Source organism: Bilifractor sp. LCP19S3_H10, assembly GCF_052119185.1.
Classification (GTDB): Bacteria; Bacillota; Clostridia; order Lachnospirales; family Lachnospiraceae; genus Bilifractor.
In genome coordinates this window covers 1-25,896 of sequence record NZ_JBQKFT010000026.1, presented here as the reverse complement: position 1 = coordinate 25,896, position 25,896 = coordinate 1, and the positions used below count along the sequence as shown (strand labels likewise).

The window sequence follows — 25,896 nt, the reverse complement described above, 5'->3', positions numbered from 1 at the left end:
TCTTGACGACGCATCGTCACTGTAATTATTTTTTCCTCCATTTCCATCAAACGTAATTTTATATCCTGTCGCCCATACAGCATACAGTGTCATATCTGAATCGGGTGTCACAGATGACAGTTCTTCAGTTGTCCATTCCGGCTCTGTCGCATTCTTATCGGTGCTCCAGCCTTTTAATGCATAATCTTTCCTGTATGCATCTGAATAACCGATTTTAGATCCCTTTACAACATCCGTCATCCAGGTTGACGGTGCAGTATCTCCATCATACAGCCTGCCGCCGTTTCCATCAAACGTGATGTGATATCCTTCTTCCCAAACGGCGTAAAGAGTCATATCCGAATTTAACGTGATGGATTTGAAATTATTGTACGTCCATGTTGGCTCAGAAGCCTTCTTGTCTGTACTCCATCCCTTGAGTATATACCCCTCTCTCAATGGAGTTATGTAATATTCCGGATGTGACCCCCGCAGGATCTGACTTTTCCAGCTCGATGCATTATCATACTGAAATCTTCCACCATTTCCATCGAGAGTGAATGTGTAGGCTTCTGCCCATACGGCATAAACTTCCATGTCCGACTTCGGTATCATCGATGAAAATTCATCCAAAGACCACTCCGGCTTTGCCGCTTTCGGATCTGTGCTCCATCCGATCAATACATATCCTTTCCTCCAGGCACCTGTATAACCTATCGGAGAGTCCTTTTTAACCTCTTGTATCCATCTTGACGGTGCAGAATCACTGTCATCTACTTTTCCACCGTTTCCATTAAACGTAATTCTATATCCAGCCTCCCAGACAGCATATAGCGTAATATTTGAATCAATTTTCAGGGAATGGTAGTTGCTGTAAGTCCACATCGGCTTAGAAGCATTCTTATCCGTACTCCATCCCCGGAAAAGATAGCCTTCCCGCCACCCGCTTGTGTATGTGTCAGACCAGTTCGAGCCCTTGACGAACTGCTTTTCCCACGTTAATGGAGCATCAGCACCATCGTACCATTTTCCGCCATTTCCATCGAAAGTGACAGTACACGTATCTGAAACAGATGCCAGAGAGCTTCTCATTGCATTGTTCCGTGTAGTTGCTTTCTCCGCCGAAAACGATGGTTCCTCCTGTGTTGTCGTTGTCTCCTCATCGAACGATGAGGACACCGCCTGCCCTGCATCTGTACACTGATCTAACGGCGATGTCACTGTCTCCCCAGCCGTTGCATCCTGATCCCCCGACGATGATACCGTCTGCTTTGCATCTGTGTCCGCACTTGACGACGATATCACTGCCTGCTGTGTTCCCGCATCTGCTGTCACCGGCGTCACCCACGCAGGTACACAGCTTCCTGCGACAAAAACCGATAGTCCGATAGCTAACCACCTGTGTTTCTTCATGAAATCATTCTCCTTCTATTTCAACCTTTCACTTTCCACCTTGTTCACAATAAATACACAATTATTATGTCACAAAATAAAATGTAGTGCAAATAATATTAGCATGCTATCAATCATATGGAATATGGAATATCTTTCCTCTTCCGGCAGCTTCGGACGATGTCTGGACGACGCGGGAGAAAGTTCTGGCCGCCTTTCTGTGCGGAAGCCTTCTGCTGTCCTGGCACTCCTATTCTTACGCGTTCATCTATGAACTAGCCATGCTGATGATTCTGGTTATTTCTGCCAACCGCGAGCGAAAAACAGGCGATCACATGAAACTCTTTCTGCTGTTTCTGATCATCGTTGCCTGTGTCAGCGAGCATCACCTGATCGAGATTCAGGCAAATCCGATCCTGCTGCTGGTGCTGGCCGTGGATGATGGACAGAGAGATGATTTTCACATATCACGCAGGGGAAATGCGTGAGATGTAAAGCATTCACTATTTACGTTGCCAGTTCAATGCTCAAATATCATCTTCCGGGCGGCGTTTTGGGAATTTCCTCATTTCCGTCGCCTGACCGCTGCTCGAATACCCTGCCCCGCTTCTTATCAGGAAGTATATCCATAGTTCATCCGATATTCACAAATTCCAAACCTGAAGCTTCTGTCCGTGTTGACCGGCGACCATCGCTTTGAAGAATCCGCAGATGATTGCCGACCAGCTTCATATACCCATCAGAACCGTTCAGGATATCATCGACAGCCTGCCGTCTTCTGACAAATACTCAGAATAATCGGATCTTTAAAGAAAGCCTCACAGATGCGTCTCTTTATGGGTGATATGCTACCCAGGGCGCGTTCTGTGAGGCCTTTTCTGATATGTATTTTCTGATTATAAAAGAATTCCGAAGAAGATCACAATTATGCCTGATGATCCTGATGATGTGCGATTATATGTTCCTGCGTGGTCATCCCAGCATCGCAAAGAAGCTTGCAAGTATGACAGTCATCAGTCCAGATACAACGATGGCGAGCGAGCTCATGGCTCCTTCGATCTCTCCCATCTGCATGGCTTTTGCGGTGCCGATGGCATGAGCAGAGGTTCCGCACATCAGCCCTCTTGCGATCGGGCTCTTGATGTTGAGCAGTTTGCTCATTCCGACAGCAATTACATTTCCGATAATTCCGGTGACAATAATGACCGCAACAGAAATTGTTACGACGCCGCCCAGTTCCTCAGATACTCCCATTCCGATCGCCGTGGTGATGGACTTCGGAAGAAGGGTGACATAGTCTGCATGTGAGAGCCGGAACAGCTTGCTCATGACCAGTACCGATCCCATGGAGGTAAGGCAGCCTGCGAGGACGCCGATCAGGATCGCCCGGAAGTTCTTTTTTAACAGAGCCATCTGCTTGTACAGCGGAATTGCCAGGCAGACGGTCGCAGGTGTGAGCAGGTAGCTCAGATATTTTGCGCTGTCGTTGTAGCTTTTGTAATCTACCTTGCAGGCGAGCAGAATCACGATTGTCAGAGCGATCGAGATCAGCAGCGGATTCATGATATCGAGCTTTGTCTTGTCATGGAGCCAGACGCCGAATCCGTAGGTGACCAGGCTGATGACAAAACCGATAGTAGCAGAACACAGCATTACGTTATTCATGATCTTTTCTCCTTCTTATCTGTTCTCAGTTTTGTTCTTCTTCTCAAATTGGTCCTTTGAAGCTCTCCGGCTCAGTTCCTCACCAAGTCTGGACGGCTTTTCGGATTCTTCTTCCTCCACCAGTACCCTTGCAGCTTCTTTTCTCGTGACATCCTCCTGCAGGGATTTGATCCTCCCAAGATCCTCACTGATCTCATCAGCAAGCTCTTTCTCTTCGCCGGTCTCTGTTCCCTTCACCAGAGCATCGGTTACCTTTCCGGTCACTCCCATGACGAGGAATGTACTCACAACCGTGATCACGAGAATCGGAATGATGATCGGCTGCAGATCCGGCCATGCCGTGATCAGGCCTACGCCCGCCGGAATGAACATCATCGGCATGACATCCACCAGGAAGGTCGCTGTTTCGTCTACATCCGGAAGCTTGACGATGTGTGTCATCAACAGAATAAGCATGATCACCAGGCCGTAGATACTTGCCGGAAACGGAAGCGGCAGAAAATGATTCAGGAGTTCTCCGATGCAGGATACTGCCAGAATGATCGCAAACTGTTTCATGTACTTCATGACTGTTTCTCCCCTTTGTGCTGCGATAAGTGTTTGTGCGATAAATATCTTTTACATAATAGGAGATCCCTTCGAAAATAACTCGTCAGAATCTGACTTCAAGTAGTTGTTTTTTCGGATTTTCTCTCAAACCGCCGAATATCCATGCTATACTGTTGTGCGAACGGAATACAACTGCTATAAATACAGATATCACAATCTTATGCATCACAAATACATGCATCACGAACATATGCATTGCAAATGCTCCGCATGGATGACCGCTGCGCACGCATGACTGTCGTCATGCGCCGGCCGGCCTTCCGTTGTACAGAAAGGGGAATCTGAATCATGTATTTCACGGACTACCACACCCACACCTGTTTTTCCTTTGACGGTGCTCCCCATGCGACGATCGACGCCATGTGCCGGGCGGCAATCGGCCGTGGCATATCGGAGCTTGCCATAACCGATCATATGGACATCTTTCATCTGCAGAAGTACAGCTATATCCTGGACTGCGGCCATCTGTATCCGGACCTGTTAGACGCGAAGGACCGTTATGCCGGAAAGCTGAAGGTCGTCATCGGTGCCGAACTGGGACAGCCGATGTCAAATCCCCGGGAAGGCCGCAGGTTCCTCTCCGATCATCCGGAGCTTGATTTCGTTATCGGATCGGTGCACCAGATGGACAATGATCTGGATGTCTACTATTACAACTTCCGCAAGCATGACCCGGTTCAGGTCTATGATCAGTATCTGGATCTTCTCACGACATATGCCTCTGAATATGATTATGATGTCATCGGCCACATCACCTATCCGCTTCGTTATATGGCAGAGGCAGGCTTCGCTGTGAATATCGAACAGTTTCTCGAGAAGATCGAGAATCTTTATCGCGTCATCATCCGCAGAGACCGGGGGATCGAGCTGAATCTGTCTGGCTTCCGCCAGTCCATGCAGACCACCATGCCGACCCCCAGACTTCTGAAGCTGTACCACGACTGCGGAGGCCGGATTCTCACGCTTGGCTCCGATGCCCACCGTCCCGAAGATGTCGGGGCATTTCTCAGAGCCGGACAGGATATTGCATATGAATGCGGCTTCCGGGAGCTCACAACCTTTGAGAAGCGGACCCCCTCTTTTCACAGAATTATGGATCTGCGGTGAGAAGCCGGCTATAAAAAAATAAAGACACCGGATACCGCATCCAGTGTCTCTGCTCATTGTAAAGCCTCCGTTCTTCTTCCGTTACTGCTTCCGTTCTTTTCCCATTACTGCTTTCATTCTTCTCCCGCTGCCGCTTCTTTTTCCCCTTACGCTTCAGTTGTGCTTCAGCTCTTCAACCTGTGCCGCGATGGCGGGTTTTGCCTCCTCCATCATCTCGTCCCAGCCATCCTCGTAATCGAAGGTCACTTCATCCGGGTCATCCTCCTCGATGGATTTCCGAATGCGCTTTACATATCCTTCCAGAAGCTCAAAGTCCCTGTCATAGCAATGGAAGCTGTTCGCGCGGTGTGTGTAGCTTCCCACGCCAACACCAAGCTCGTCCGCGATCATCTTCTGCAGCATGATCAGAGCAAACGCGTTCATGTAAGCAGCCTTGCAGGCATCATTAGACCGGAACAGAACCTTGCAGCACAGCCTGCCTTCCCGGATGAAATACTGGATGTGCTGCAGGCATGCCGGATCATCGCTTCCCATATCGGCCTGCTTGTCCCGCACCGTCATAACCGCGCGGCGGCTGCCGGGATTTCGCTTCAGCTCACTCACGATAAAGGGAATCTGATCCGCGTATCTCTGATGGTAGGTATACACCCAGTTTCCCTTTTCCACCTCAAAATCCAGGATGCCGTACAGCATCTCCTGACGATACTGCTCCAGCTCCTTCGGTCCGCCGATAAAGCACTTTGAAATCATTGGCTCGCTGAGCGGCTCCGCCACACACATGGTCATGGAAAGCTCCTTCTGACGGCAGTTCCAGTCCGGGCAGTCGTTCACACGTCCGCTCTCATCCAGCGCCAGCAGTGCCTTGTGATAGGCTTCCGGAAGATTTCTTCCATATACTATCTTCTCATCCATATCGAAATCATATAACGAATCGGTCATCTGTCCTTCCTTTCCCAATCATATCAATTGAAATAAATCTATATGATAATATTGTCTTCCGCAAATCATTTTGCGCGGTCCGACAATTTTCCGCCGAACAATATTCCCGCTCAGGTCACATACAGACCGCAGGGCGTGCGATCCGTGAGATGATCCAGCGGCATTTTCGTTACCCTGCCCGCGTCCGGAGGCATGCAGTATGTTGTAAAAAAATGATTCATGCTGTACAGGACCTCCGCATCCGAGAAATTACCCACCGTATCCCTGATCTCAGACAGGTTCTCATGCAGCTCCGAGGGAGTCATGTTCAGAAAATCCTCGTACGCAAAATCCGCGCCGAAGTACTCCTGCAGTTTCCATGGTTTGGATGGAAAATTCCAGTCATAGCGAAAGATACCGAAGAACTTGATCCAGATCTTTCCGTTCTGATCCGGATAGATCGAATAATACAGCGCATCTCTCGCCTCTTTCGGATTGTCAAAAAGCTTCTCCTCACACATGCTTCCGAATCCTTGTAAAAAAAGACCGCCAGCCCCACGATGACTGACGGTTATCCTTTAATGCTTCATTATTCTTATTATAAGCAGTTTGATTCACACGGTCAAGCCACTGTCCTGAAACAAATTTACTGAAATTCAAAAATATTTTAGTGCACTTTTATACGATTGTTCCCGCCGAACTGCAACAGCGGGGCTTTCAGGCCGGGCTTATGGCTCCACAAAGGCAAGTACTCCAATCAGTCCGGGGCCGGTGTTCACGGCAAGGGAGGCGTTAATCTGGTTAAAGTAGATCAGCTCTCCCTGAGGGATCCGCTCTCTGATCATCTCAACCGTCCTCTTTCCCTCCTCTTCATCATCTCCGTGAAGGACTGCCAGCCAGCACTTCCTGTCCCCCACTCTCTTCGCGATTTCATCAATAACTCTCTGCTTTCCTTTTCTGGCGCCACGGATTTTCGCCACGGTATAATACACTCCGTCCGGATCACAGGCGATGATTGGCTTCATATGAAGCACATTGGCGATCATAAAGGCGACATTCCCGATTCGTCCGCCCTTTTTCAGGTAATCAAGAGTGTCCATATAGAACATCAGATGAGAGTCCTCACGTTTCTCCTCCATCCTTCTGCAGATTTCGTCAAACGGAACTCCTTCCCTCACCAGTTTTGCTGCATACACCGCATATACACCGCTTCCAAAAGAGATATCCTTTGTATTGTATACATAGGTTGTCAATCCCTCCACCTCACCGGCGACCGCCTGCACATTGTTGACCGTTCCGCTCAGATGATCGGAGATATTCACCGAAATGCAGTGTGTATATCCTTCCTCTCTCAGCTTCTCCAGAAAATCCAGGATCTCTCCCGGAGACGGCATAGAAGTCGTCGGGATTTCATCCGGAAAACTCTCATAAATGGTCTTCGGATCAATGTCCACACCATCCTCGTACTCCCTCTCCGGATAAATCACATGAACAGGCAGAACCCGGATGTTGTACTTCTCCTGTAAATCCCTGCCGACATCACAGCAAGAATCCGCCATTACAATAATCTTCTCCTGCATAATCACTCCCTGCAGCCGCCCAGCGGCCGCGAAACGAGACCCTCGCACCACCCTCCCGTGCAAAAGTATCCTGTTGACTCAATATCAGTTCTGTCCCTATCATAGTTTCTCAAATACCCGTTGTCAAGTTTTTCAAAAACCGCACACGCGGTTCACTTGACTCACACAATAGAATAAAATATACTGTATAAAGCCGTCGTCAAGCAGGCACAGAAAGCTGCATGCATAATAAGTCCAGTCGCACTTATATTCAGTTCCGGGAGATGAAACAGATGCCAACCACACGCGAAGAACAGATTGCAGAAAGTCTGAATGATTTTCAGATGCCTGCTTATACGCAGATTCCGAACGTCGGACTCTATCTGAAGCAGGTGGTCGCATATATCAATGATTATCTGGATCCGATCCGCGATGATCCGCTGACCGTATCCATGGTCAGCAACTATGTAAAGCATAAACTGATACCGAATCCGATTCACAAGATGTATTACCGCGAGCAGATTGCCCTTCTGTTTTTCATCGCGGTTACCAAATGCGTTCTCTCGCTGGAGGAAATCCGTTTTCTTCTTGCGATTCAGGAGAAGGATTATGACACGGAATATTCCTATGAGCAGTTCCGCAGGAAGATGGAAGAGGCTCTGCACCACATGACCGGAGCAGAGGACAGAATACCACCTGCATCAACCGATGACTCCGAAGGGCACATTCTGCTTCGCAATACAGTCATCACGATTTCCCACAAGATCTACATGGACCGCTACTTTTACTACGCCCAGCTGGCGGAAAATGGAGAAGACAAGGCCGGCGGTGAGACAAAGGATGCCGACTGAAGGACGCAGAATAAAGGACGCAGCAAAAGATCCCGTATCTTCGGATGAAAATTCCATCATCCGCTGATACAGGATCTTTTCCATTTATAATCTCTTTCTTGCCCTTTGTCAGTCGTCCTGCGCTCCCGGATCATCCTGAAGAGCGTCATATCCATGCTCGCCGGTACGAATCTTTACGACATCCTCGACATCGTACAGGAAAATCTTTCCGTCTCCGTATCTGCCGGTATACAATACCTTCTGAACGGTATCAATCAGCTCCTCAGAGGATACTTTGCAGATGACCACATCCAGCTTGATCTTCGGGAGAAGTCTCGTCTCCACCGGTACGCCGCGGAAGTAGGTCGAATGTCCCTTCTGCATGCCGTGTCCAAAGACGTTGGTAACCGTCATTCCGGTGATGCCAATATTTTCCAGTGCATCCTCCAGCTCCGCGAACCGTGTCTGGTTGGCCACAATGGACACCTTCGTGATCTTTGCGCCGGCTCTCTCCACTCTTGTGACCGGAACAGCCTCCTGAACACTTGCCTCCGCACCTGCCGCCTTCTTCATCTCCGCCGGTGTGCTTCCGCCGATAGTAGCCGCAATCTTTCCGCTTCCGTACTTTCTCTCATCGTCATCATCAATCTCCGTGTTGAAGGCAGTAGCTGTCGCCGGAGCGAAATCCGGATACGCAACGTTTCCATGCTCGCCGATATCCAGACCCTGAAGCTCTTCCTCCTTCGTGACACGAATTCCAATGGTGTGCTTCAGAATCTGCCACACCGCAAACGATGCAAAAAAGCTGAAGGCTCCGACTGCGACAATGCCGAGGAGCTCTACCCCGAGCAGATGGAATCCGCCGCCGTAGAACAGTCCGTTTTCTGTCGAAAGAGTTGTGACTCCCCTGCACGAGAACAGGCCGACCGCCACCGTTCCGAGGACGCCGTTGCACAGATGAACCGCGCACGCGCCGACCGGGTCATCGATATGAAGCTTATCGAAAAAGCCGACCGCGAATACCACGATGACACCGGCGATCGCACCGATGATCATGGATGCTCCAACCGTTACATACGCGCAGCTTGCGGTAATTCCTACAAGTCCCGCCAGGCATCCGTTAACCGTCATGCCGAGATCCGGCTTGCCGATTACGATCCATGCTGTGATCGTGGATGTCAGAACCGCCATGATGGCGGATGAGTTTGTGGTCATAAGGATGTGCATGACATCTGAGGGATTCTGGAAGGTCATGGTAGAGCCCGGGTTGAAACCGAACCATCCAAGCCAGAGAACGAAAAGTCCGATAACCGCCAGAGACATGTTGTGCCCCGGGATTGCCCTCGGTTTGCCATTTTTGTCATATTTTCCGATACGGGGTCCGAGGATCAGAGCTCCGCTCAGCGCTGACCATCCTCCGAGAGAATGCACCACGGTGTCACCGGCGAAATCCTTGAAGCCGATCTGTGCAAGCCAGCCGCCGCCCCAGATCCAGTGTCCGATGATCGGATAGATCAGCAGTGTCAGGATAAAGGAAAAAATTATGAAGGACACATATTTGACTCTCTCCGCCACGGCACCGGATACGATCGTCGCCGCTGTTCCGCAGAATACAAGCTCGAAGAAGAACTTGCCCCAGAACGGAACCGCGCTGGTCAGCGTATTGTCATAAAACGAAAGGTCCGCGTTTCCGAGAACCCAGAGATGCGAGGTTCCGACAAACCCGCCGGTTCCCCCGAACATCAGGCCCCATCCCAGAAGAATAAAGCCCAGAGACGAAATCGCGAAGACGATAAAGTTCTTTGACAGAATGTTTACCGTGTTTTTGGATCTGGCGAAGCCAGCCTCAACGGAAGCAAACCCAAGATTCATGAAGAATACGAGGATCGCCGCCAGAAAAACCCATAAAGTGTCTGTAATACTGTAATCCATATGTTCTCCTCCCGAAATCGAATACAGAACGAATGAAATAAGTCCTCCGGGCTGCTCCGCTGCTCCGCGGCCTGCATGCCCGGGCTTATACAACGAGATAAAACACGCTGTGCGAGTTTTATCTCGCTATCGCGACGCTCACCGCACACGAATACTTCGCATTCGGCTGCGGCTCACTGTTCGCGTAAAAAAAGAGAGATACCGACAAATCGGTACCTCTCTGTACATGGTCACATTATAAGCATGTTACCCCAAATTGAAAATGCTTAATTTGAAGTAGGCAGCTCTTATTTCTGCTATTAATCTCCCTTCTTGCGTATTTTTGCTTTTTCTTACTTATCTTTGCGGTTTTCTCCGTGACCGGAATGCGTACGCCGAGATTTCCTGCCCGCAGACTGCCGTGATGTGCCTCGATCTGCCGAAATCCCTTCCTTTGCTCTGCCTTCTCCCGGATCCGATGCTTCCGTCCCTCCATTTTCCGGAACCGCTGCTTTCGTCCTGCCATCTGCCGGACCTGACGCTTTCGCTCTGCCTTCTGCTGGAGCCGATGCCTTCGTCCCGCCTTCTGCCTGACCTGACGCTTTTGTCCTGCCGCCTGCCGGATCTGCTATCTTTGCTCCGCTACCCGAAGAGCCTGCCCTGCCGGCTTGTCCGGCTTTTTTCTCGTCCGGATCCAGGGCCGGCATCACCTCCTGATAGAGCCTTGCGGAATACGGAGCGAGAGTCACCGGCACGGCTCCGTTCTTTTTTCTCACACGGATCAGCTTCTCCAGCTTATCTTCCGGCGTCGTGCCGTTATAGATGCAATCGTCCGAGTCGATCAGCAGATGAAGATTCTCATCGCCTGTGGGCCTGTAATAATAGGTCTGCTCCTTGTCGGAGAAGTTGAAGAAGCAGAGAATTCCCTCGGTGTCAGAGGTTCTCCGGTACACATAGACGCTCTGAGCGGTGTCATCCGCCTCAATCCACTGAAACCCGAGACGGTCATAGTCCTTCTGCCAGAAGGCGGAATGCTTCATATAAATCTCGTTCATATCAACCGTCAGTCTGTGGTACGCGTCATGAATCGGGTACTTCGTCAGGAACCAGTCCTGCTCCCGCTTCTCGTCCCATTCACGGAGCTGTCCGATCTCATTGCCCATGAAGTTGAGCTTTTTGCCCGGATGTGTCATCATATACAGATACAGCGCTCTTCCCTGCGGGAACTTGTCCGCGTAATCGCCTGCCATCTTCTGCATGATGGTTGCTTTTCCGTGAACCACCTCATCATGCGACAGGGGAAGCAGATATTTTTCATTATAAAAATACTGCATGGAAAAGGTCAGCTTATGGTACTCTGCGGAACGGTTCTGCGGCGGGGTGCGGAAATAATTCAGGGTGTCGTTCATCCACCCCATGTCCCACTTGTAGTCAAATCCGAGTCCTCCCTCCGACACGGGCTTTGTAACGCCCGGATAGGCAGAAGAATCCTCCGCGATCAAAAGGACATTCCCGTCAAGCTTCTTTAATCCGCGGTTCATATTCTGCAGGAACACAATCGCGTTCTCGTCTCTGCCGAGATTTTCGTCCCCCTTCCAGTAGATCAGATTTCCCACCGCGTCGAAGCGAAGTCCGTCAAAATGGAAGTCTGAAAGCCAGTATTCGCTTGCGGAATTCAGAAAGCTCCGCACATCCCCCCTGGAATGGTTGAAGTTGCAGCTGCCCCATTCGCTGGTGCTCTTATCGGCAAACGCATGCTCATACAGCGGTGTTCCGTCATACTTCCACAGACCATAATCATTCACCGCGAAATGCACGGTGATGACATCCAGAATCACGCCGATCCCGTGCTGATGGCAGGTGTCGATCAACCGCTTCAGTCCGTCCGGATTGCCGTACCTTGATGTCGCGCTGAAAAATCCCAGCGACTGGTAGCCCCAGGATTCGTCGGCGGGATACTCGTTCAGCGGCATGATCTCCAGATAGTTGTAATGATTTTCCAGCAGATAAGGGATGATCTGGCCCACAATCTCATCGTATGTGTACCACCCGTCGGAGACATCGATGCCAATCCCCTGCGTTTTCGCCTCATCCAGCTCTTTCGCGTGAATCTCCGGGTCATCCTTCCTCCTCCAGGAACCCATATGCATCTCATAGATATTCAGCGGTTCCTTCGTGCGGTCCCTTCTGGTCCACATCCAGTCTGCGTCATGGAATTCATAGCCCTTCCGGTTATAGATTACAGACGCCGTTCCCGGTCTCTTCTCCGAAAAAAAAGCGTACGGATCGGCATGGTCCATGAAATTCCCGTCCGGGCCGTAGATCCGGAACTTATACATCTGTCCCGGCTTGGCGTTATCCACCTCAGCCTCCCAGAACTGCCCGTTTTCCACCTTCTGCATCGGCGTATCCGTCCAGCCGTTGAACTCGCCGATCACGGAAACCGCGTCGGCATTCGGTGCATAGGTGCGGAATACCACGCTCTTCTTCCCGCACTGAGCGCCCAGGTACTCAAAGGCCTTAAATTCCTCTCCGTTGTAGAAATCCTGTAAATCCATCGTTTATCCCTCTCGATACATATATCTCTCTGCAAAATTACAGCTGGCACCAGCCAATCACCGATATCACCCGACAGTTCTCTGCTGCCGGACACATAACACTCTCACATGTGCAGCACATTGACCAGCATGATCCAGGAAAGTCCGTAGTACGTTACAACTCCGACAAGGTCCGTGAGCGTTGTGATCAGCGGACCAGAAGCAACCGCCGGATCCACCCCGACCTGATTGAAAAAGATCGGAACCGCTGTTCCTACAAAGCTTGAAATCAGCATTGCCAGAAGCAGAGACAGACCGATACAGGCCGAGATCGCAAATGCCGTAGTCGGTGGCATGCGCCGCGCCGCCATGATATACAATCCGATCGCAGCGAACGAAACCATACACAGAATAAAACCGTTGGAAAATCCTACGGTCATTTCCTTTCCAACCAGATGAAGCTTCTGCTTTCCGGTCAGATGCTCGTCCATGAGGACACGAATGGTAACGGCAAGCGACTGTGTTCCCACATTACCGGACATATCCAGAATCATAGACTGGAAAGCCATGATCAGGGTGAGCTTCTGGACGACTGTCTCGAAAAGACCGACGACCGTAGATACGCCGATCCCCATAAACATGAGAAGCACCAGCCAGGGAAGACGTTTTCTGACGCTGAGCTTCACCGGCTCCTCCAGATCCTCCTCCGCGGACAAACCACCGAGCTTTGCGTAATCCTCACCCATCTCGTCATCGACAACCTCTACTACATCCTGCGAGGTGATGACACCCAGGATGCGGTTGTCGTCCGACAGAACCGGTATGGACTCCTCCGAATAATCCTTGATCTTTTCCAGACAATCTTCTATTTTTTCGTCGGCATACACATACGGATATGCCGTAGCCGTGATATCCTCCAGACTCGTTCCGTTCCTCGCGATAATCAGATCCTTCAAATCAACGGCTCCGTAGTACACACCGTCGTCATCCAGCACATAGATCACGGAGATGTTGTCGTTCTCCGCCGCCTGCTCGATCAGCGAGCTCATCGCCTCCTTGATGGACAGACTGCAGTTCAGTGTGACAAAATTGGTGGTCATACGGCTCGCAATTGTGTCTTCATCGTAGGAAGCCAGTACCTGAATCGACTCTCTGGACTCCGGATCCATCAGCTCCAGCCAGGCTCTTTTCTGCTGTGAATCGCTGTTCTTCAGAATATCCGCTGCCGTCGCCGGCTCCATCTCCTCCAGAACCGTAGCCGCTCTCTTCGGATCCATCTCATTTAGATATTCCTCGGCATCCTCATCGGTATATTCCAGCATCTCCGCCAGATCCTCTGTACGCATGATGCGGTACAGCGACAGCCGCTCTCTTTTATCCAGCTCCGGAAGAACCGTCGCGATATCGTTCGCGTGATAATCCTGCAGCCTGTCCCGGATCACTCTCGGAGAATTCTTACTGCGGATGACATCCAGAATTTCCTTCTCATATCCGGTAGCAGTCATCTCTGTCTTTTTTTCCTCTCTGCTCATTCCTTCCCCTTTCCCAATCCGCAGCCTCACTCATGCACAGTCATCCTCACGCGCCGCCTGTCATGCGCGATCTCATGCACAGTTGCTCTCACGCACATCATCCTCACGCGCCGCCCGTCATGTGCGATCTCATGCACAGTTGCTCTCACGCGCATCGTCCTCACGCGCCGCCTGTCACGCGCAATCTCATGCACAGCTGCTCTCGCGTACGCTCATACCGGCGAAGCGTTTCACCTGATGTTCCAAACGCAATCCCCGGAGACCTTCCGTTCGACAGCAATGTTCCTGCACCAAGGGCCCTGAAAGAAATCGGAATTGAAATCTATGCTCTGACTCAGCCGACACTCCAATCAGGTCCAGGCTCCGATTCAGCCGTCATTCAGACAATTCCACTGATACATTTTCTCTGCGCTGCGGTTTTGTATGAAATTAAATGTCTTTTTGGATGTATACGAAAATGAATTGCAGATCAGAAATGAAGACTCAAAAAAACAGAGGATATGAAAAGCACAAAAAAGAAAGAACAGCTTCCGGCTGCCCGTTGTGACTTGCATTCCTCACGATCTGCAATTCCTTCGGTATGTGATAAGGACTTCGGCCTTCACCATCACAGCCTTCCATCTGCTCCACCTCTTTTCTTTGTTAACCCGCCAGACCCACAGCTTTTCCCTTTTAATTAGAAAAGCCGAACCATCTATCGGATAGATTTTCGGATAGATTTTATAAAAAATTTATCAATCGCATTAACTGTAACACCTGCCATTTTGTTTGTAAAGTCCGTTCTGACACAATTGCAGCCGTTCCGGCTCAATCGCAATTGTTCCAGCATAATTGCAATCGTTTCTCTCTGAATCGCAGCCAATCAAACCCAGCAAATTATCAGACTCAGAGACAGACAAATCCCGCCTGGCCCTGTAAGCGCCTGGCGGGATCATAAAAGCTATGATTCATTTGAGCAATTGTTTCAGATGCTCCACGAATTTCCGGTAAAGATAATCCGACGGTATGTCTCAAAGGTAAGCCATTTCGCGTTGAACTCCTGACGGTCCATGCTCTTCCGGTCTTTCAGGAAGTTTTCGAAATCCTTCTGACTTGTGATTCCTACCGCGAATCCGTTCGCATTCACCGCAGGAAGTCCGGTGTATCTGTAATTCTCGATGGCGCCAACCTCAGCCACTCTCTCATCGCGGATCTGCACGTACGCGCCGGAATCCACAGCCAGAATGTCAAAATAGTTCGGGTACTCGTAGCTTTCGCCCTTGACCGGGAAGGAATCTCCAACCTCGTATTCCTTCTCCTCGACGCCCATATTCTCGATTGCGTCATGCTTCTCGTTGAAGAAAAATTCGTCGAATACGTTCACTCTTGCGGTGATATCTCCGCCGGAGATTCTGACGCCGGTATCTTCCTCATTCACAAGTTTTTCCACAACGCCGCAGGCTGCCGTCATATTGCTGATCCGGTCGATGAGGATCAGCTCGCCCATGGTTTTGTGGTTGCGGAACAAATCCACCGGGATCGCCTCATCCAGGACGATCTCGCAGAGCGCGATCTCATTTTTCTCCAGCGTGTCCGCCTTCACCTGCTCGCCGCTGTTGATATCTGTCTTGTACAGAATCCTGCGGATAAAACCGCCGATTTTCTTGGTTCCGAGTTTGACGAAGAAATCCTCTCCGTCCGCCAGCTTTGCGTCATCCATCCACAGAAGTGTCGCGTCAAAGACCTTGGATACGGCAATCTTGCTGTCCTTCTCCAGCACACACCCTCTGGAAATATCGATTTCCCGGTTCAGGCAGATGGTCACCGGACGGCCCTCGTCCGCAGATTCGGCGTCCTTGTCTCCGATCAGAATGCGCTCCACCTCTGCCTTCTCGCCGGACGGCAGAACCGTAAGCTCGTCTCCGATCCGGACGGTTCCCGCCTCAATCTGTCCCTGAAATCCCCGGAAGGTATGATCCGGACGGTTGACACGCTGCACCGGCATGTAGAATCCCTCTTCGTGTCCCTTCTCTGTCACATCGACATTCTCCAGATATTCGAGAATCGCCGGGCCATCATACCAGGGCATGTTTGCGGACTTCTTCGTGATGTTGTCGCCCTTCGTTGCGGACACCGGAATGATCTGCACATTGCGGAGGTGAAGTTCATTTGCCAGCACATGGATCTGTTCGGTGATCTCGTCAAAGCGCTCCTTGCTGTAATTGGCGAGATCCATTTTGTTGACAGCGAACACAAAATAGTGAATTCCCATCAGCGCGCAGATTCTCGCGTGACGGCGCGTCTGCACCAGAACTCCCTGTGTGGCGTCAATCAGGATGACCGCGAGATCCGCAAAGGAGGCGCCGACAGCCATGTTCCTTGTATACTCCTCATGTCCCGGCGTGTCTGCAACGATAAAGGAACGTTTATCTGTGGTGAAATAGCGGTATGCCACGTCGATGGTAATTCCCTGCTCCCGCTCTGCCATCAGGCCGTCCAGAAGAAGGGAGTAATCGATGTCGCCTCCCGTGGATCCGACCTTGGAGTCCAGGAGAAGAGCCTTCTCCTGATCCGCGTACAGAAGCTTCGAGTCATAGAGAATATGTCCGATCAGTGTGGATTTTCCGTCATCAACGCTGCCGCATGTGATAAATTTCAAAAGATCGCTCATCAGAAGTACCCCTCTCTCTTACGTTTTTCCATACTGGCTTCTCCCCCGTCCTTATCGATGACCCGGGTGGTTCTCTCGGATTCTACCGAAGACAGTGTTTCCGCAATAATTTTGTCAAGTGTGTCGGCATCGGACTCGAATCCTCCGGTCAGAGGATAGCATCCGAGCGTGCGGAAACGGATTTTCTTCATCATCGGCTTTTCGCCCGGTTTCAGACGCATGCGGTCATCGTCCACCATGATCAGCTGTCCGTCGCGCTCGACGCAGGGCCGCACGGCAGCATAATACAGCGGCACAATCGGAATATTTTCCCGCTTGATATACTCCCAGATATCTGCCTCCGTCCAGTTTGAGATCGGGAATACACGGATGGATTCTCCCTTACGGATCTCTGTGTTGTACAGCTTCCACATCTCCGGACGCTGGTTCTTCGGATCCCATGCCTGCGCCTCATTCCTGAAGGAAAAAATCCTCTCCTTCGCGCGGCTCTTCTCCTCGTCACGGCGTCCTCCGCCAAAGGCTGCGGTGAATCCGTATTTCTTCAGTGCCTGCTTCAGAGCCTGCGTCTTCATGATGTCCGTGTAGGATGACCCGTAATCGAAGGGATTGACTCCCCGCTTCACGCCGTCCTGATTGATGTACTCAATCATGTCGATGCCCAGTCTCTTCGCCGTCTCATCACGGAACTTGATCATTTCCTTGAACTTCCAGGTCGTGTTGACATGGAGGAACGGGAACGGCGGCTTTGCCGGGTAAAAGGCTTTCATTGCCAGGTGAAGCATGACAGAGGAGTCCTTGCCGATGGAATAAAGCATGACCGGTTTCTCACACTCTGCCGCGACCTCGCGGATAATGTAGATGGACTCTGCCTCCAGGGCGTCCAGATGCGAAAGATTACTCATGATATTTCATCCTTTCCTATTATGACTTGGTCGATGTATGCCTTAGTCGGGTTACAACCTGATTGTTTATAAACAGGTCGTGCTGCAGCCTGATCCTTTATAACCGGGTCGCGTTGTGACCTGATTCTTTATAACCGGGTCGTGTTGTGACCTGATTCTTTATAACCGGGTCGCATTGTGACCTGATCTGTATTGCTCAGTATTTGTTGGAATCTGTACTGTCCACGGTGATGGTGCGGATGGGCTTTTCCCGGTGATCCGAATCATAAAACTTCCAGTTCAGAAGCTTTCCTTCCCGCTCCACCTGCATGTAGGCTGAACCTCCGCCGATGTCCTCTCCGAGGAAAAATTCAATGGCCCAGACCGGACATTCCTTTACGCAGGACACGCAGCCCCAGCAGTCCTCCGGATACTGCATCACTGCCTTTTTACCGATGACATCAATCAGGCTTCCGGGACAGACATCGGCACAGCGGCCGCATCCGATGCACCTGTCATTGATTCGAATACTCATCTTGCCGCCTCCTCTCCGAACAGCTGTCTCCATCCGGTTCCTTCCGTGGCTTCTGCTTCAATTCCCGCTTCCGGTTCTTCTCCGGTTCCCACGGTGAAATCACGGATTCCGGTCCGGATCGGGTGGAAAATCATCCGAACTCTGCCATCCTCATAGACGGAATTCACAAATTTCAGCCAGTTCTCATCGTCTCTGTCGGGATGGCTCTCATTCTCGGCAAAACAATGCCAGCGGGTCTCCTTTCTGGCGCCGAGGTGCGCAATCAGCACCTTCGCCACGAGAAGTCTCTCCCGCGTCTCGAAATAATGCGCGAGATCCATGGGCCGGTTCACCCGGATCTCCCCGGCTCTCCGCATCAGTCCGTCGATCCTCCGGTCCGCCTCCGCAAGAGATTCCTCTGTAAACGCGTAGCTTTCGCTGATTCCTCCGGCATAGCGGTCCATCACCTCCTGCATATCTGCCTCAAGCTGCTCCGGGGTATATCCGGATGTCGGCTGCCCGTCGGTATAGTGCGACTCGATTTCCTTCACGGCACTGCGGATCCGGGCGTCTGTGAGTGTATCCCACGCCGGATGTATCACCGTGTTGATGCTGTCCCGGCCTTCTGGTATACTGCCTTCTCTTACACTACCTTTTGTTATACTTTCATTGGTACGGTGAGAATCCTTTCCTACAGTCACCCTTATTTCTTCACAGGGCTTCATCTTCGCCCGGAAAGTCTTCAGATCCCTGAGTATGGACAGCGCCGCCAGCTTTCCTTCCGCGAGAGCACCGGTCACATATTTCTGCGGACAGCCGCCCGCCACATCTCCGGCAGCGTAGAGTCCCGGAACCGTTGTCCGTCTTCCGTCGTCGATCCAAAAGCCACTCGCGGTATGCCCTCCGACAACATAGGGTTCTGTCCCCTCGATCTCCACGTTCTCTTCATCCGGTCCCTTGCCTCTCGCCACCCACTTCAGCGTCTGTGAAGGAGCCATATTCAGATACGCTTTCTCCAGGTCCTCCGTCTGTGATCTGCTGATTCCCTTAGTCCGAAGATAACAGGGTCCGCGGCCCTCCTTATTCTCCTCTACCGTTCCCCATACTCTCTGAGAGGTGGTCAGCCCATATTTGTTCTCATACACCTCACCAAGGGCGTTGATCTGCTTTGCGCCGACTCCCTGCGCCAGCGTTCCGGTTGGCGCAATGGTGTCCTTGCAGCGAAGAGCGATAAATCGCATCTCGAAGGTCGTCATTTCCGCACCCGCCCGGATTCCCATCGCATATCCGGCACCGGTATTGAAAGGACTGTACCACATCTTATGTCTGGAAAATCCCGGATTGTTCGGCCGGTAGATGCCGGACGCTCCTCCCGTCGCAATCAACGTAGCATCCGCGGAGAAGAAACAGATCACTTCCTCCTTGACACCGTGTCCGAAGGCTCCGGTAACTCTGCCGCTTTTCTCATCCCGAAGAAGATCTACTATATTAATATTGTTGTACACGGAAACATTCGGCAGCTTTCTGACCGCGTCCGCCAGAAGCGGCTTGAAGTTCTCCCCGTTGATCTTGATGTTCCGGTTGCCGCGGCTGACGTACTCGCCGTTCTCGTCCTTCAGAATCACCAGCCCGAGCCGCTCCATCTTCGCGGTCACCTCATTGAGATTCTCGCTCATGGTTAGAAGCAGATCCTCCCGCGCAATGCCGTGCGCATCCTTCAGTGCGTAGTCCACATAAAATTGTGGCGTGTGCCCTTTCGTAATATACGCGTTCAATGCGTTGACACCCGCAGCGAGACATCCGCTTCTCCGGATATTTGCCTTCTCCGCAATCACAACCCGAAGCTCCGGATTCCGATCCGCCAGAGTAAGCGCGGCATAACAGCCCGCGGTACCGCCTCCGATAATCAGTACATCTGCATTGATTCTTTCAATCTTCATTTGATACTCCTGTGCGTGTGCGCGATTCCATTGTCTGCGATTCTCCTGTTCATATTTTCAATGATTCGATGATCTTGCCTTTTCTCTGTATTGTCTTCCGGCTGCTGATTTCAACTTTTTTATCTGTTTTTATCTGTTTCGTCTTCCGGCTGCTGATTTCGACTTTTTTACCTGTTTCGTCTTTCTTCTATTGATTTTTTGCCTGTTTCATCGTAGAATCATAGCATAGATTTCCTATCATGTCTATAGGAATTATGTGAAATCATGTAAAAATTAGTGAGGATTATCCATGTCTGCGATACAAACAAAAGCAAAAACCAGAAAGACCGCGGCGAAGAGAAACCGGAAACATTTTCCGGCCCTGATTTCCTCGCTCTTTAAGATCGGCTTTCTCGGCTTCGGTGGCGGATGCGCCCTGATTCCTGTCATGGAGAAGGAAATCGTCGAGGACGCAAAGCTGGTAACTCAGAAGGAATACGACGAGGATACTCTCGTGGCATGCATCACCCCGGGAGCTCTTCCCATCGAAATCGCCACAGGTCTCGGTCTTTCCGCCTATGGAATCACCGGGATGCTCTCTGCCGCCCTGGCGCTCGCCCTTCCCGGCTCGCTTCTGACGGTGCTGATTCTGGCGCTCCTTTCCGGAGCCGATGGCCTGGTCCTGACAGAGATCCAGTGCTTTTCGATCGGCGTCGGTGCTTTTATCAGCTATCTGCTGCTTCTGTACGCCATCAACACCCTTCGGGAATCCCGGAATGCAGCCTCCGGCAACACCAGGAAAACCTTCTTTGTAATGCTTGCCGTGTTTTTTCTGGGATGCGGAAAAACCTTCAGCAATCTTCCCTTTATGAACGGCAGATATCTCTTCGGACTCTCTACCATTCAGATCCTGGGGCTCGCTTTTTTCGTGATCCTCTTCACCGGAGGGAAAAACACCCCATGGAAAACAGCGGTTTCTGCCGTTCTTGTAGCTCTGTATGCACTCAGTGCCGGCCATGCTCACCTCATTCCGGGAGCTGGCCCCCGCAGAATCCTGGTTGCTGCTATGTATTTCTGCGCAGCCGCAGGAATGATTCTCAGCATTCGGGATGATCTGCGCGCGCACAGGGCTTTGCTTTCCGGAAGAAAAAATCTTCTGCATTTCCTGAAGGAGACCCTCGCCTGGCTCCTGCTTCTGGCTGTCTGCGCGCTGCCCGCTCTCCTTCTGACTGAAAAAGCGCCTCTCTATCTGATCCGCGGATTTTTTTCTTCCATCATCTCCTTCGGAGGAGGAGACGCGTATCTCTCGGTCGCCGACGGCCTGTTTGTCAACTCCGGGATGGTCACCTACCGGGAATTCTATTCCCTCCTCGTGCCTGTAGCAAATGTACTGCCCGGATCGATTCTCAGCAAAATTCTCACCGGCGTGGGATATTATATCGGCTACAATCTGAACGGTTCACCCGTCCAGGGCATCGCTGTAGCATTCGCCGGGTTCATCTGCAGCGTCGTTGCTTCCGGGCTTGTATTCTGCCTTGTCTATCATGCCTATAACTCGGTGGAGCACATCACCGTGTTTCAGAAAATCGGCCACTGGATCCGTCCCATCATCGCCGGTCTTCTGCTCAGCGTCATGTGCTCAATGATTCAGACCAGCCTCAACACCGCCGCCTCCATCGGCATCGCCGTTCTTCCGGTATTCCTCGTAACCTGCGGCATCATTGTTCTGAATCTCTCTCTCATGAAGAAAAAAAGCAACCCTTTCATGATTGCCGCCTCATCCCTCATCGGACTTGTGGCATCCAATCTGCTTCTGTTCCACGCATAAACCAGGCGGCTATCTGCTTCTGTTCTTCGCATGAACCAGGCGGCTATCTGCTTCTGTTCTTCGCATGAACCAGGCGGCTATCTACTTCTGTTCTCCGCATAAGGCATGGCTCCAGCTTCTTCTGATCCTCGCATGAAGCTGTGGCCGGATATGCCTGCTTTCCTCGAACACAAGCAATTCTACAGCTCCGCTTTCCACGCAAAAATCCACAGATGTTTTCCCAAACGAGAAAAACATCTGTGGATTTCTCACATTCTCCAGCTCGATATGATCTCAAGCACAATCCCGTTCTGAAGTTTTTCCTCCGCCTCCGGTACCTCTCCGGGTTCAATCCGCCGGATGCCCGCAGTCATCGTATGTTCCGGCGAATCAAATTCCGTATACATCTCAATGGGATACAGCGACATCACATTCATCAGGCTGCAGATCTCACCCGCCAGTTCTCTTCCACGGACATAAGCGACCGTTCCACGGGAGAAGGCAGTGTCGATTCTGCACTCCGGCTTGATGCCGTATAATTCCTGATCATCAGGGCTCCCGTTACAGTCTCGAAACAGACAGGCACTGAAGACGACCTTCTCATCGGTCCCGCACCAGTACTCTGGAATATCCTCCTCGGTCAGCCTCGCCGCTCGATATTCAACCGATGCGTCCCGCGACGCCCGATATAAATCCCATGCTTTTACCGGAAGCAGTTGATGAGACCGCAGAAACTCACCAATCGCACCTGCTTTCTCCTCGGAATCCATCAAAGCTACCGGGCAGCATCCGAGAATATCCCCGTTGGTGTCACGGAGCGCAGCGTAGAGACGATATACTTCATTCTCCCGCTCGTCATTCTCCCAGGTTTCCTCATTCAAACGCCTAAGCTTCGCGTTCAGCTTCCGGATCGCACGGGGAATATTGTTGTCCTGAAGAACAGACTCCCGGATGAATTCCCGGTAATCATGCCCTGTTCTTTCAAATCCCGAAAGCGGACGATAACCGATCACATACTGCCGCACCTCCGAATAGGAATCCTCCGAGATCCAGGCACTGTAAGACCGCGCCAAATCCGCTTCCCGAATGCTTTCCTCAACGGTGATAACATAATCTCCATACATAAAATAGTGATTTTCTACCCTTACTCCGACCTTGTCCAGCGAGATCTCCTTCAGACCATCGTAAGTTCCATGTCTCTTCCCGTATTGACACAGTGCATGCCTGCATCCCCAAAAATCATCCATCGCCCGTTCCTCTCAGCTTCTTCTTCATCATTCCCCGGAGTGGAAGCCCCGTAAACTCAACAGTTAGTTACGCCTGTCACCCGAAGAATCCGCTCAGCAGACTCTGCAAGCCGCGCGTGTAGCCCGGAAGATCCGCTCAGCAGGCTGTATGTTCGCGCGTCACTTCAGAAATATACCATCTGTCCCTGATCTCGGATCTGATCTTACTATACATTTTTTCTGTCGATTTCTCAACACCAGGCCCTCCAAGAATGCGGAAGGAAAATCAAGCAGCCAAAAGCAAGATTGCCCCGAATACTGGAAGGCTCCGCTTTGCGGGTCTCTCAAATTGAAATTGATAAAGTTTATATTTTCTTTAGACAGCCACCACATTTTAATCACAACTTCCACGTATATTTTTACTCAGATAGTTGATTAACCACTCACTATCTCCCCCTCATTTAAAAAAGAAAAGGAGAATGTCCCACGCGGCATTCTCCTTTTCTTTTTTATTCTGTATTTATTCTGTTTTTCCTGTGTTATCCTCTGGTTTTTCTGTGTGATGCTCTGTTTTTCTGTGCTATGTTCTGTTTTTATTTTCTCACATTTTGCTCTGTCTCGTGACGCAATTCTCCACCTTGCTTCTGCTTCAGATTTTCTCACATTTTGCTCTGTCTCGTGACGCAATTCTCCGCCTTACTTCTGCTTCAGAAATTCTTCTTACGACTCCGCATCCTTCAGCTTCAGCATCGTCTTTGGCGCGCGGAGCTTCCGGATCGCTTTTGCCTCGATCTGACGCACCCGTTCTCTTGTGACTCCCAGCTGCTTTCCGATTTCATCCAGCGTCTGCACCTCATTTCCATCCAGCCCGAACCTGCGCTTAAGGACATATTGTTCCCGGTCAGACAAAGTGCCCACGATCTCATCCAGACGATTATAGATGTCCGACTGCACCACGGCGTCCTCCACGGAAAGGTGGTCATCCCCGGTCACCATATCTCCCAGTTCCGTCTCGCCATCGTCGCCGACCGGATTGTTCAGGGAAGGCATTGTGAAAAAATCCTGCTTCAGAGACAGATAGTACGCCGCCTTTTCCTCCGGAATCTTCATCTCCTTTGCGACCATTGCCCTGCGTTTGTCCGGATCATCCACACCCTCCTGGGAGAGCCTGCTGTCGATCGCGGATGCCTTCGATACCGCCGAGAACACATGCACCGGAATCCGGACCGAAAATCCCGATTCCATGATTCCCCGGACGATCGACTGGCGTATCCAGAAGGTCGCGTATGTGCTGAAGGACGCGCCCTTCTCCGGATCGTACTTCTCCGCCGCATGCAGAAGGCCTGTAAGCCCCATGTTCTCAATGTCCTCAAAATCCAGGTCGTTGCCATAATACTTGTGATACGACCAGGCGTATTTGTCTACCAGTTTTCTGTTCTTCTCACAGAGCTCCTCCTGGGCAGACACATCACCCTTCTGAATTCTGCGGCACAGCTCCGTGTTCTCCCGGTTCATCTTCTCCAGGCTCTCCGTCAGCTGCTTCTCTTCCTTTCGATTATCCGTGAAATCCCTGTCCTCTCCCATATCCTTTACTCCCTGATTTCGTCCCACATATCCTGTCGGCTTTCTTCATATCTGCCGAAGACAAGCCGAATTCCGCCTTATCTTCGGACTCTGTTCTCTGTTACTGCTCCACCTGGCAATGAACGCTTTCTTGCGTGAAATGGATATATTCTCCTTCTGAATAGATTCATTCTCTTTCTGAATAGATTTATTCTCTGCTTATTATTATAAACCCATACTTTTATTATCGCCCTGCGTTTTTATTATCATTCTGTGCTTTTAATTATAACCCCATATTCCCCGCGAACGAGAGACATAAAAATGCAGCAGAGATATTTTTTCCTCTGCTGCATCTGTTTATTATCCGCCGAAACTTGTATACGCTGTGATTCTGATACCCGCGAACGATCAGCCTCTCGGCTGATCATCCGGTGTAATGACAGAATACACAGCCAGAATTCCATCGGCTGTTATTCAATTGCAATGGTCTTCTTCTCCGGAACCGCCTTCTTATCTTCCTTCTTCGGAACTGTAATTTTCAGAACGCCGTTCTCGAATTTTGCTCCGATGTCCTCTTCCTTGACGCCTTCACCTACATAGAAGCTTCTCGCCATACTGCCTGCGTAACGTTCCTGCCTGATCAGCTTGCCTTCTTTATCCTTCTCTTCCTTGCCGAGGCCCTTCTGAGCGGCAATGTTCAGATAGCCATCATTGAGTGTCAACGCAATATCTTCCTTCTTACATCCCGGAAGATCCACATCAAGTTCGTAATGATCCTTCTGATCCTTAATATCTGTCTTCATAAGATTTTTTGCATGACGCCCGAACACCGGATTTCTTTTTCCGAAAAACTCATCGTCAAAATCATCCATCATATCTTCCATATCCTCTCCGAACAAACTTGGTAAATACATCATAAGTCATACCTCCTTTTACCATAAAAGCATGTCCGGATGTCGTCTCAAGCACCCTGCATGTAATTTCTGAGCTTTCTGTAATGCTCTTTTCATTGTTCGATTCGCTCCGGGTCTCTGTATCCGCGGCCCTTCCGCTCATCTTATGTAACCCTTTCTTGTTACGATTATGTAATAGCACCATTTGTTAGCCATGTCAAGTGTTGAGTGCTAATTTTCTAATTTTTCTGATCAGACCATGGAAAAGCTCACGGAACCCGGGTTCTTTCAAGATCGAGTAGGAGGCGGTGACTAACCGCCGTCCTCTCACAACACCGTACGTACCGTTCGGTATACGGCGCTTTCAATAGTTGACGTGCACAGACTGATAGGCCGTGGCTAAA

General features: G+C 50.7%; 21 protein-coding genes. 4 read left to right on the top strand and 17 right to left on the bottom strand.

What is annotated here, in order from left to right:
* On the bottom strand, positions 1-1,392 hold a 1,392-nt coding region (locus tag ACTQZS_RS13990), incomplete at its 3' end, for an InlB B-repeat-containing protein (RefSeq protein ID WP_441476350.1).
* Between the two features lie 86 nt (positions 1,393-1,478).
* On the opposite strand from ACTQZS_RS13990, the gene ACTQZS_RS13985 reads away from it, so the two are divergent.
* The gene (locus ACTQZS_RS13985; protein ID WP_441476349.1) at positions 1,479-1,859 is read left to right on the top strand and encodes a hypothetical protein; all 381 of its coding nucleotides are present in this window, start codon (positions 1,479-1,481) and stop codon (positions 1,857-1,859) included.
* Positions 1,860-2,343: 484 nt separating this feature from the next.
* Here ACTQZS_RS13985 and ACTQZS_RS13980 read toward each other — a convergent pair whose 3' ends face one another.
* Together ACTQZS_RS13980 and ACTQZS_RS13975 are read right to left on the bottom strand one after the other, a co-directional pair.
* The gene (locus ACTQZS_RS13980; protein WP_441476348.1) at positions 2,344-3,036 is read right to left on the bottom strand and encodes an LrgB family protein; all 693 of its coding nucleotides are present in this window, start codon (positions 3,034-3,036) and stop codon (positions 2,344-2,346) included.
* Between the two features lie 15 nt (positions 3,037-3,051).
* Positions 3,052-3,603, bottom strand: a complete 552-nt coding sequence (locus ACTQZS_RS13975) for a CidA/LrgA family protein (protein WP_441476347.1) — start codon at positions 3,601-3,603, stop codon at positions 3,052-3,054.
* 330 nt (positions 3,604-3,933) lie between these two features.
* Here ACTQZS_RS13975 and ACTQZS_RS13970 point away from each other — a divergent pair, with 330 nt between their 5' ends.
* A complete protein-coding gene (locus ACTQZS_RS13970) occupies positions 3,934-4,752 on the top strand; it encodes a histidinol-phosphatase HisJ family protein (protein ID WP_441476346.1) in 819 nt (272 codons plus the stop codon).
* Positions 4,753-4,905: 153 nt separating this feature from the next.
* On the opposite strand, the gene ACTQZS_RS13965 is transcribed toward ACTQZS_RS13970, so the two are convergent.
* From ACTQZS_RS13965 to ACTQZS_RS13955, 3 genes are all read right to left on the bottom strand, one after another.
* Positions 4,906-5,691: a thymidylate synthase gene (locus ACTQZS_RS13965; RefSeq protein ID WP_441101125.1), complete on the bottom strand. Its 786-nt coding sequence runs from the start codon at positions 5,689-5,691 to the stop codon at positions 4,906-4,908.
* Positions 5,692-5,801: 110 nt separating this feature from the next.
* The gene (locus ACTQZS_RS13960) at positions 5,802-6,191 is read right to left on the bottom strand and encodes a hypothetical protein (RefSeq protein WP_441476345.1); all 390 of its coding nucleotides are present in this window, start codon (positions 6,189-6,191) and stop codon (positions 5,802-5,804) included.
* Between the two features lie 207 nt (positions 6,192-6,398).
* Complete coding sequence (locus ACTQZS_RS13955) at positions 6,399-7,250, bottom strand: DegV family protein (protein WP_441476344.1); 852 nt, start codon at positions 7,248-7,250, stop codon at positions 6,399-6,401.
* Between the two features lie 272 nt (positions 7,251-7,522).
* Here ACTQZS_RS13955 and ACTQZS_RS13950 point away from each other — a divergent pair, with 272 nt between their 5' ends.
* Positions 7,523-8,080, top strand: coding sequence for a DUF1836 domain-containing protein (locus tag ACTQZS_RS13950; RefSeq protein WP_441476343.1), 558 nt, complete (start codon positions 7,523-7,525; stop codon positions 8,078-8,080).
* 108 nt (positions 8,081-8,188) lie between these two features.
* Here ACTQZS_RS13950 and ACTQZS_RS13945 read toward each other — a convergent pair whose 3' ends face one another.
* From ACTQZS_RS13945 to ACTQZS_RS13915, 7 genes are all read right to left on the bottom strand, one after another.
* Positions 8,189-9,991: an ammonium transporter gene (locus ACTQZS_RS13945; RefSeq protein WP_441476342.1), complete on the bottom strand. Its 1,803-nt coding sequence runs from the start codon at positions 9,989-9,991 to the stop codon at positions 8,189-8,191.
* A 332-nt stretch (positions 9,992-10,323) separates the two neighbouring features.
* Positions 10,324-12,528, bottom strand: coding sequence for a 1,4-alpha-glucan branching protein GlgB (gene glgB / locus ACTQZS_RS13940; RefSeq protein WP_441476341.1), 2,205 nt, complete (start codon positions 12,526-12,528; stop codon positions 10,324-10,326).
* 104 nt (positions 12,529-12,632) lie between these two features.
* Positions 12,633-14,039, bottom strand: a complete 1,407-nt coding sequence (mgtE, locus tag ACTQZS_RS13935; RefSeq protein ID WP_441101131.1) for a magnesium transporter — start codon at positions 14,037-14,039, stop codon at positions 12,633-12,635.
* A gap of 964 nt (positions 14,040-15,003) precedes the next feature.
* Positions 15,004-16,689 (bottom strand): sulfate adenylyltransferase subunit 1, encoded by a 1,686-nt coding sequence (locus ACTQZS_RS13930; protein WP_441476340.1) that lies wholly within the window; start codon positions 16,687-16,689, stop codon positions 15,004-15,006.
* Entirely contained in the window at positions 16,689-17,591 is a 903-nt protein-coding gene (gene cysD, locus ACTQZS_RS13925; RefSeq protein WP_441101135.1) for a sulfate adenylyltransferase subunit CysD, read from the bottom strand. The genes ACTQZS_RS13930 and cysD overlap by 1 nt, the downstream gene beginning before the upstream one ends.
* A 196-nt stretch (positions 17,592-17,787) precedes the next feature.
* A complete protein-coding gene (locus tag ACTQZS_RS13920) occupies positions 17,788-18,105 on the bottom strand; it encodes a 4Fe-4S dicluster domain-containing protein (RefSeq protein WP_441476339.1) in 318 nt (105 codons plus the stop codon).
* Positions 18,102-20,024, bottom strand: a complete 1,923-nt coding sequence (locus ACTQZS_RS13915) for an adenylyl-sulfate reductase subunit alpha (RefSeq protein ID WP_441476338.1) — start codon at positions 20,022-20,024, stop codon at positions 18,102-18,104. Before ACTQZS_RS13915 ends, ACTQZS_RS13920 begins: the two co-directional genes overlap by 4 nt.
* Before the next feature lie 289 nt (positions 20,025-20,313).
* Between ACTQZS_RS13915 and ACTQZS_RS13910 the strand changes: the two genes are divergently transcribed.
* Positions 20,314-21,831 (top strand): chromate transporter, encoded by a 1,518-nt coding sequence (locus tag ACTQZS_RS13910; protein WP_441476337.1) that lies wholly within the window; start codon positions 20,314-20,316, stop codon positions 21,829-21,831.
* Between the two features lie 248 nt (positions 21,832-22,079).
* Here ACTQZS_RS13910 and ACTQZS_RS13905 read toward each other — a convergent pair whose 3' ends face one another.
* The 4 genes from ACTQZS_RS13905 to ACTQZS_RS13890 form a co-directional block, all read right to left on the bottom strand.
* Complete coding sequence (locus ACTQZS_RS13905) at positions 22,080-23,057, bottom strand: hypothetical protein (RefSeq protein WP_441476336.1); 978 nt, start codon at positions 23,055-23,057, stop codon at positions 22,080-22,082.
* A 414-nt stretch (positions 23,058-23,471) separates the two neighbouring features.
* The gene (locus tag ACTQZS_RS13900; RefSeq protein WP_441476335.1) at positions 23,472-23,699 is read right to left on the bottom strand and encodes a hypothetical protein; all 228 of its coding nucleotides are present in this window, start codon (positions 23,697-23,699) and stop codon (positions 23,472-23,474) included.
* 57 nt (positions 23,700-23,756) lie between these two features.
* Complete coding sequence (locus ACTQZS_RS13895) at positions 23,757-24,620, bottom strand: sigma-70 family RNA polymerase sigma factor (protein WP_441476334.1); 864 nt, start codon at positions 24,618-24,620, stop codon at positions 23,757-23,759.
* A gap of 449 nt (positions 24,621-25,069) precedes the next feature.
* Positions 25,070-25,513, bottom strand: a complete 444-nt coding sequence (locus ACTQZS_RS13890) for an Hsp20/alpha crystallin family protein (RefSeq protein WP_441476351.1) — start codon at positions 25,511-25,513, stop codon at positions 25,070-25,072.
* Positions 25,514-25,896: the final 383 nt, after the last annotated feature.

Bases quoted from the DNA above. Each gene is read 5' to 3' on its own strand.
- ACTQZS_RS13955 (WP_441476344.1), bottom strand. From the start codon at position 7,250: ATGCAGGAGAAGATTATTGTAATGGCGGATTCTTGCTGTGATGTCGGC.
- ACTQZS_RS13965 (WP_441101125.1), bottom strand. From the start codon at position 5,691: ATGACCGATTCGTTATATGATTTCGATATGGATGAGAAGATAGTATAT.
- mgtE (WP_441101131.1), bottom strand. From the start codon at position 14,039: ATGAGCAGAGAGGAAAAAAAGACAGAGATGACTGCTACCGGATATGAG.
- ACTQZS_RS13915 (WP_441476338.1), bottom strand. From the start codon at position 20,024: ATGAAGATTGAAAGAATCAATGCAGATGTACTGATTATCGGAGGCGGT.
- ACTQZS_RS13910 (WP_441476337.1), top strand. From the start codon at position 20,314: ATGTCTGCGATACAAACAAAAGCAAAAACCAGAAAGACCGCGGCGAAG.
- ACTQZS_RS13920 (WP_441476339.1), bottom strand. From the start codon at position 18,105: ATGAGTATTCGAATCAATGACAGGTGCATCGGATGCGGCCGCTGTGCC.
- ACTQZS_RS13890 (WP_441476351.1), bottom strand. From the start codon at position 25,513: ATGTATTTACCAAGTTTGTTCGGAGAGGATATGGAAGATATGATGGAT.
- ACTQZS_RS13930 (WP_441476340.1), bottom strand. From the start codon at position 16,689: ATGAGCGATCTTTTGAAATTTATCACATGCGGCAGCGTTGATGACGGA.
- cysD (WP_441101135.1), bottom strand. From the start codon at position 17,591: ATGAGTAATCTTTCGCATCTGGACGCCCTGGAGGCAGAGTCCATCTAC.
- ACTQZS_RS13970 (WP_441476346.1), top strand. From the start codon at position 3,934: ATGTATTTCACGGACTACCACACCCACACCTGTTTTTCCTTTGACGGT.
- ACTQZS_RS13975 (WP_441476347.1), bottom strand. From the start codon at position 3,603: ATGAAGTACATGAAACAGTTTGCGATCATTCTGGCAGTATCCTGCATC.
- glgB (WP_441476341.1), bottom strand. From the start codon at position 12,528: ATGGATTTACAGGATTTCTACAACGGAGAGGAATTTAAGGCCTTTGAG.
- ACTQZS_RS13960 (WP_441476345.1), bottom strand. From the start codon at position 6,191: ATGTGTGAGGAGAAGCTTTTTGACAATCCGAAAGAGGCGAGAGATGCG.
- ACTQZS_RS13905 (WP_441476336.1), bottom strand. From the start codon at position 23,057: ATGGATGATTTTTGGGGATGCAGGCATGCACTGTGTCAATACGGGAAG.
- ACTQZS_RS13980 (WP_441476348.1), bottom strand. From the start codon at position 3,036: ATGAATAACGTAATGCTGTGTTCTGCTACTATCGGTTTTGTCATCAGC.
- ACTQZS_RS13945 (WP_441476342.1), bottom strand. From the start codon at position 9,991: ATGGATTACAGTATTACAGACACTTTATGGGTTTTTCTGGCGGCGATC.
- ACTQZS_RS13895 (WP_441476334.1), bottom strand. From the start codon at position 24,620: ATGGGAGAGGACAGGGATTTCACGGATAATCGAAAGGAAGAGAAGCAG.
- ACTQZS_RS13950 (WP_441476343.1), top strand. From the start codon at position 7,523: ATGCCAACCACACGCGAAGAACAGATTGCAGAAAGTCTGAATGATTTT.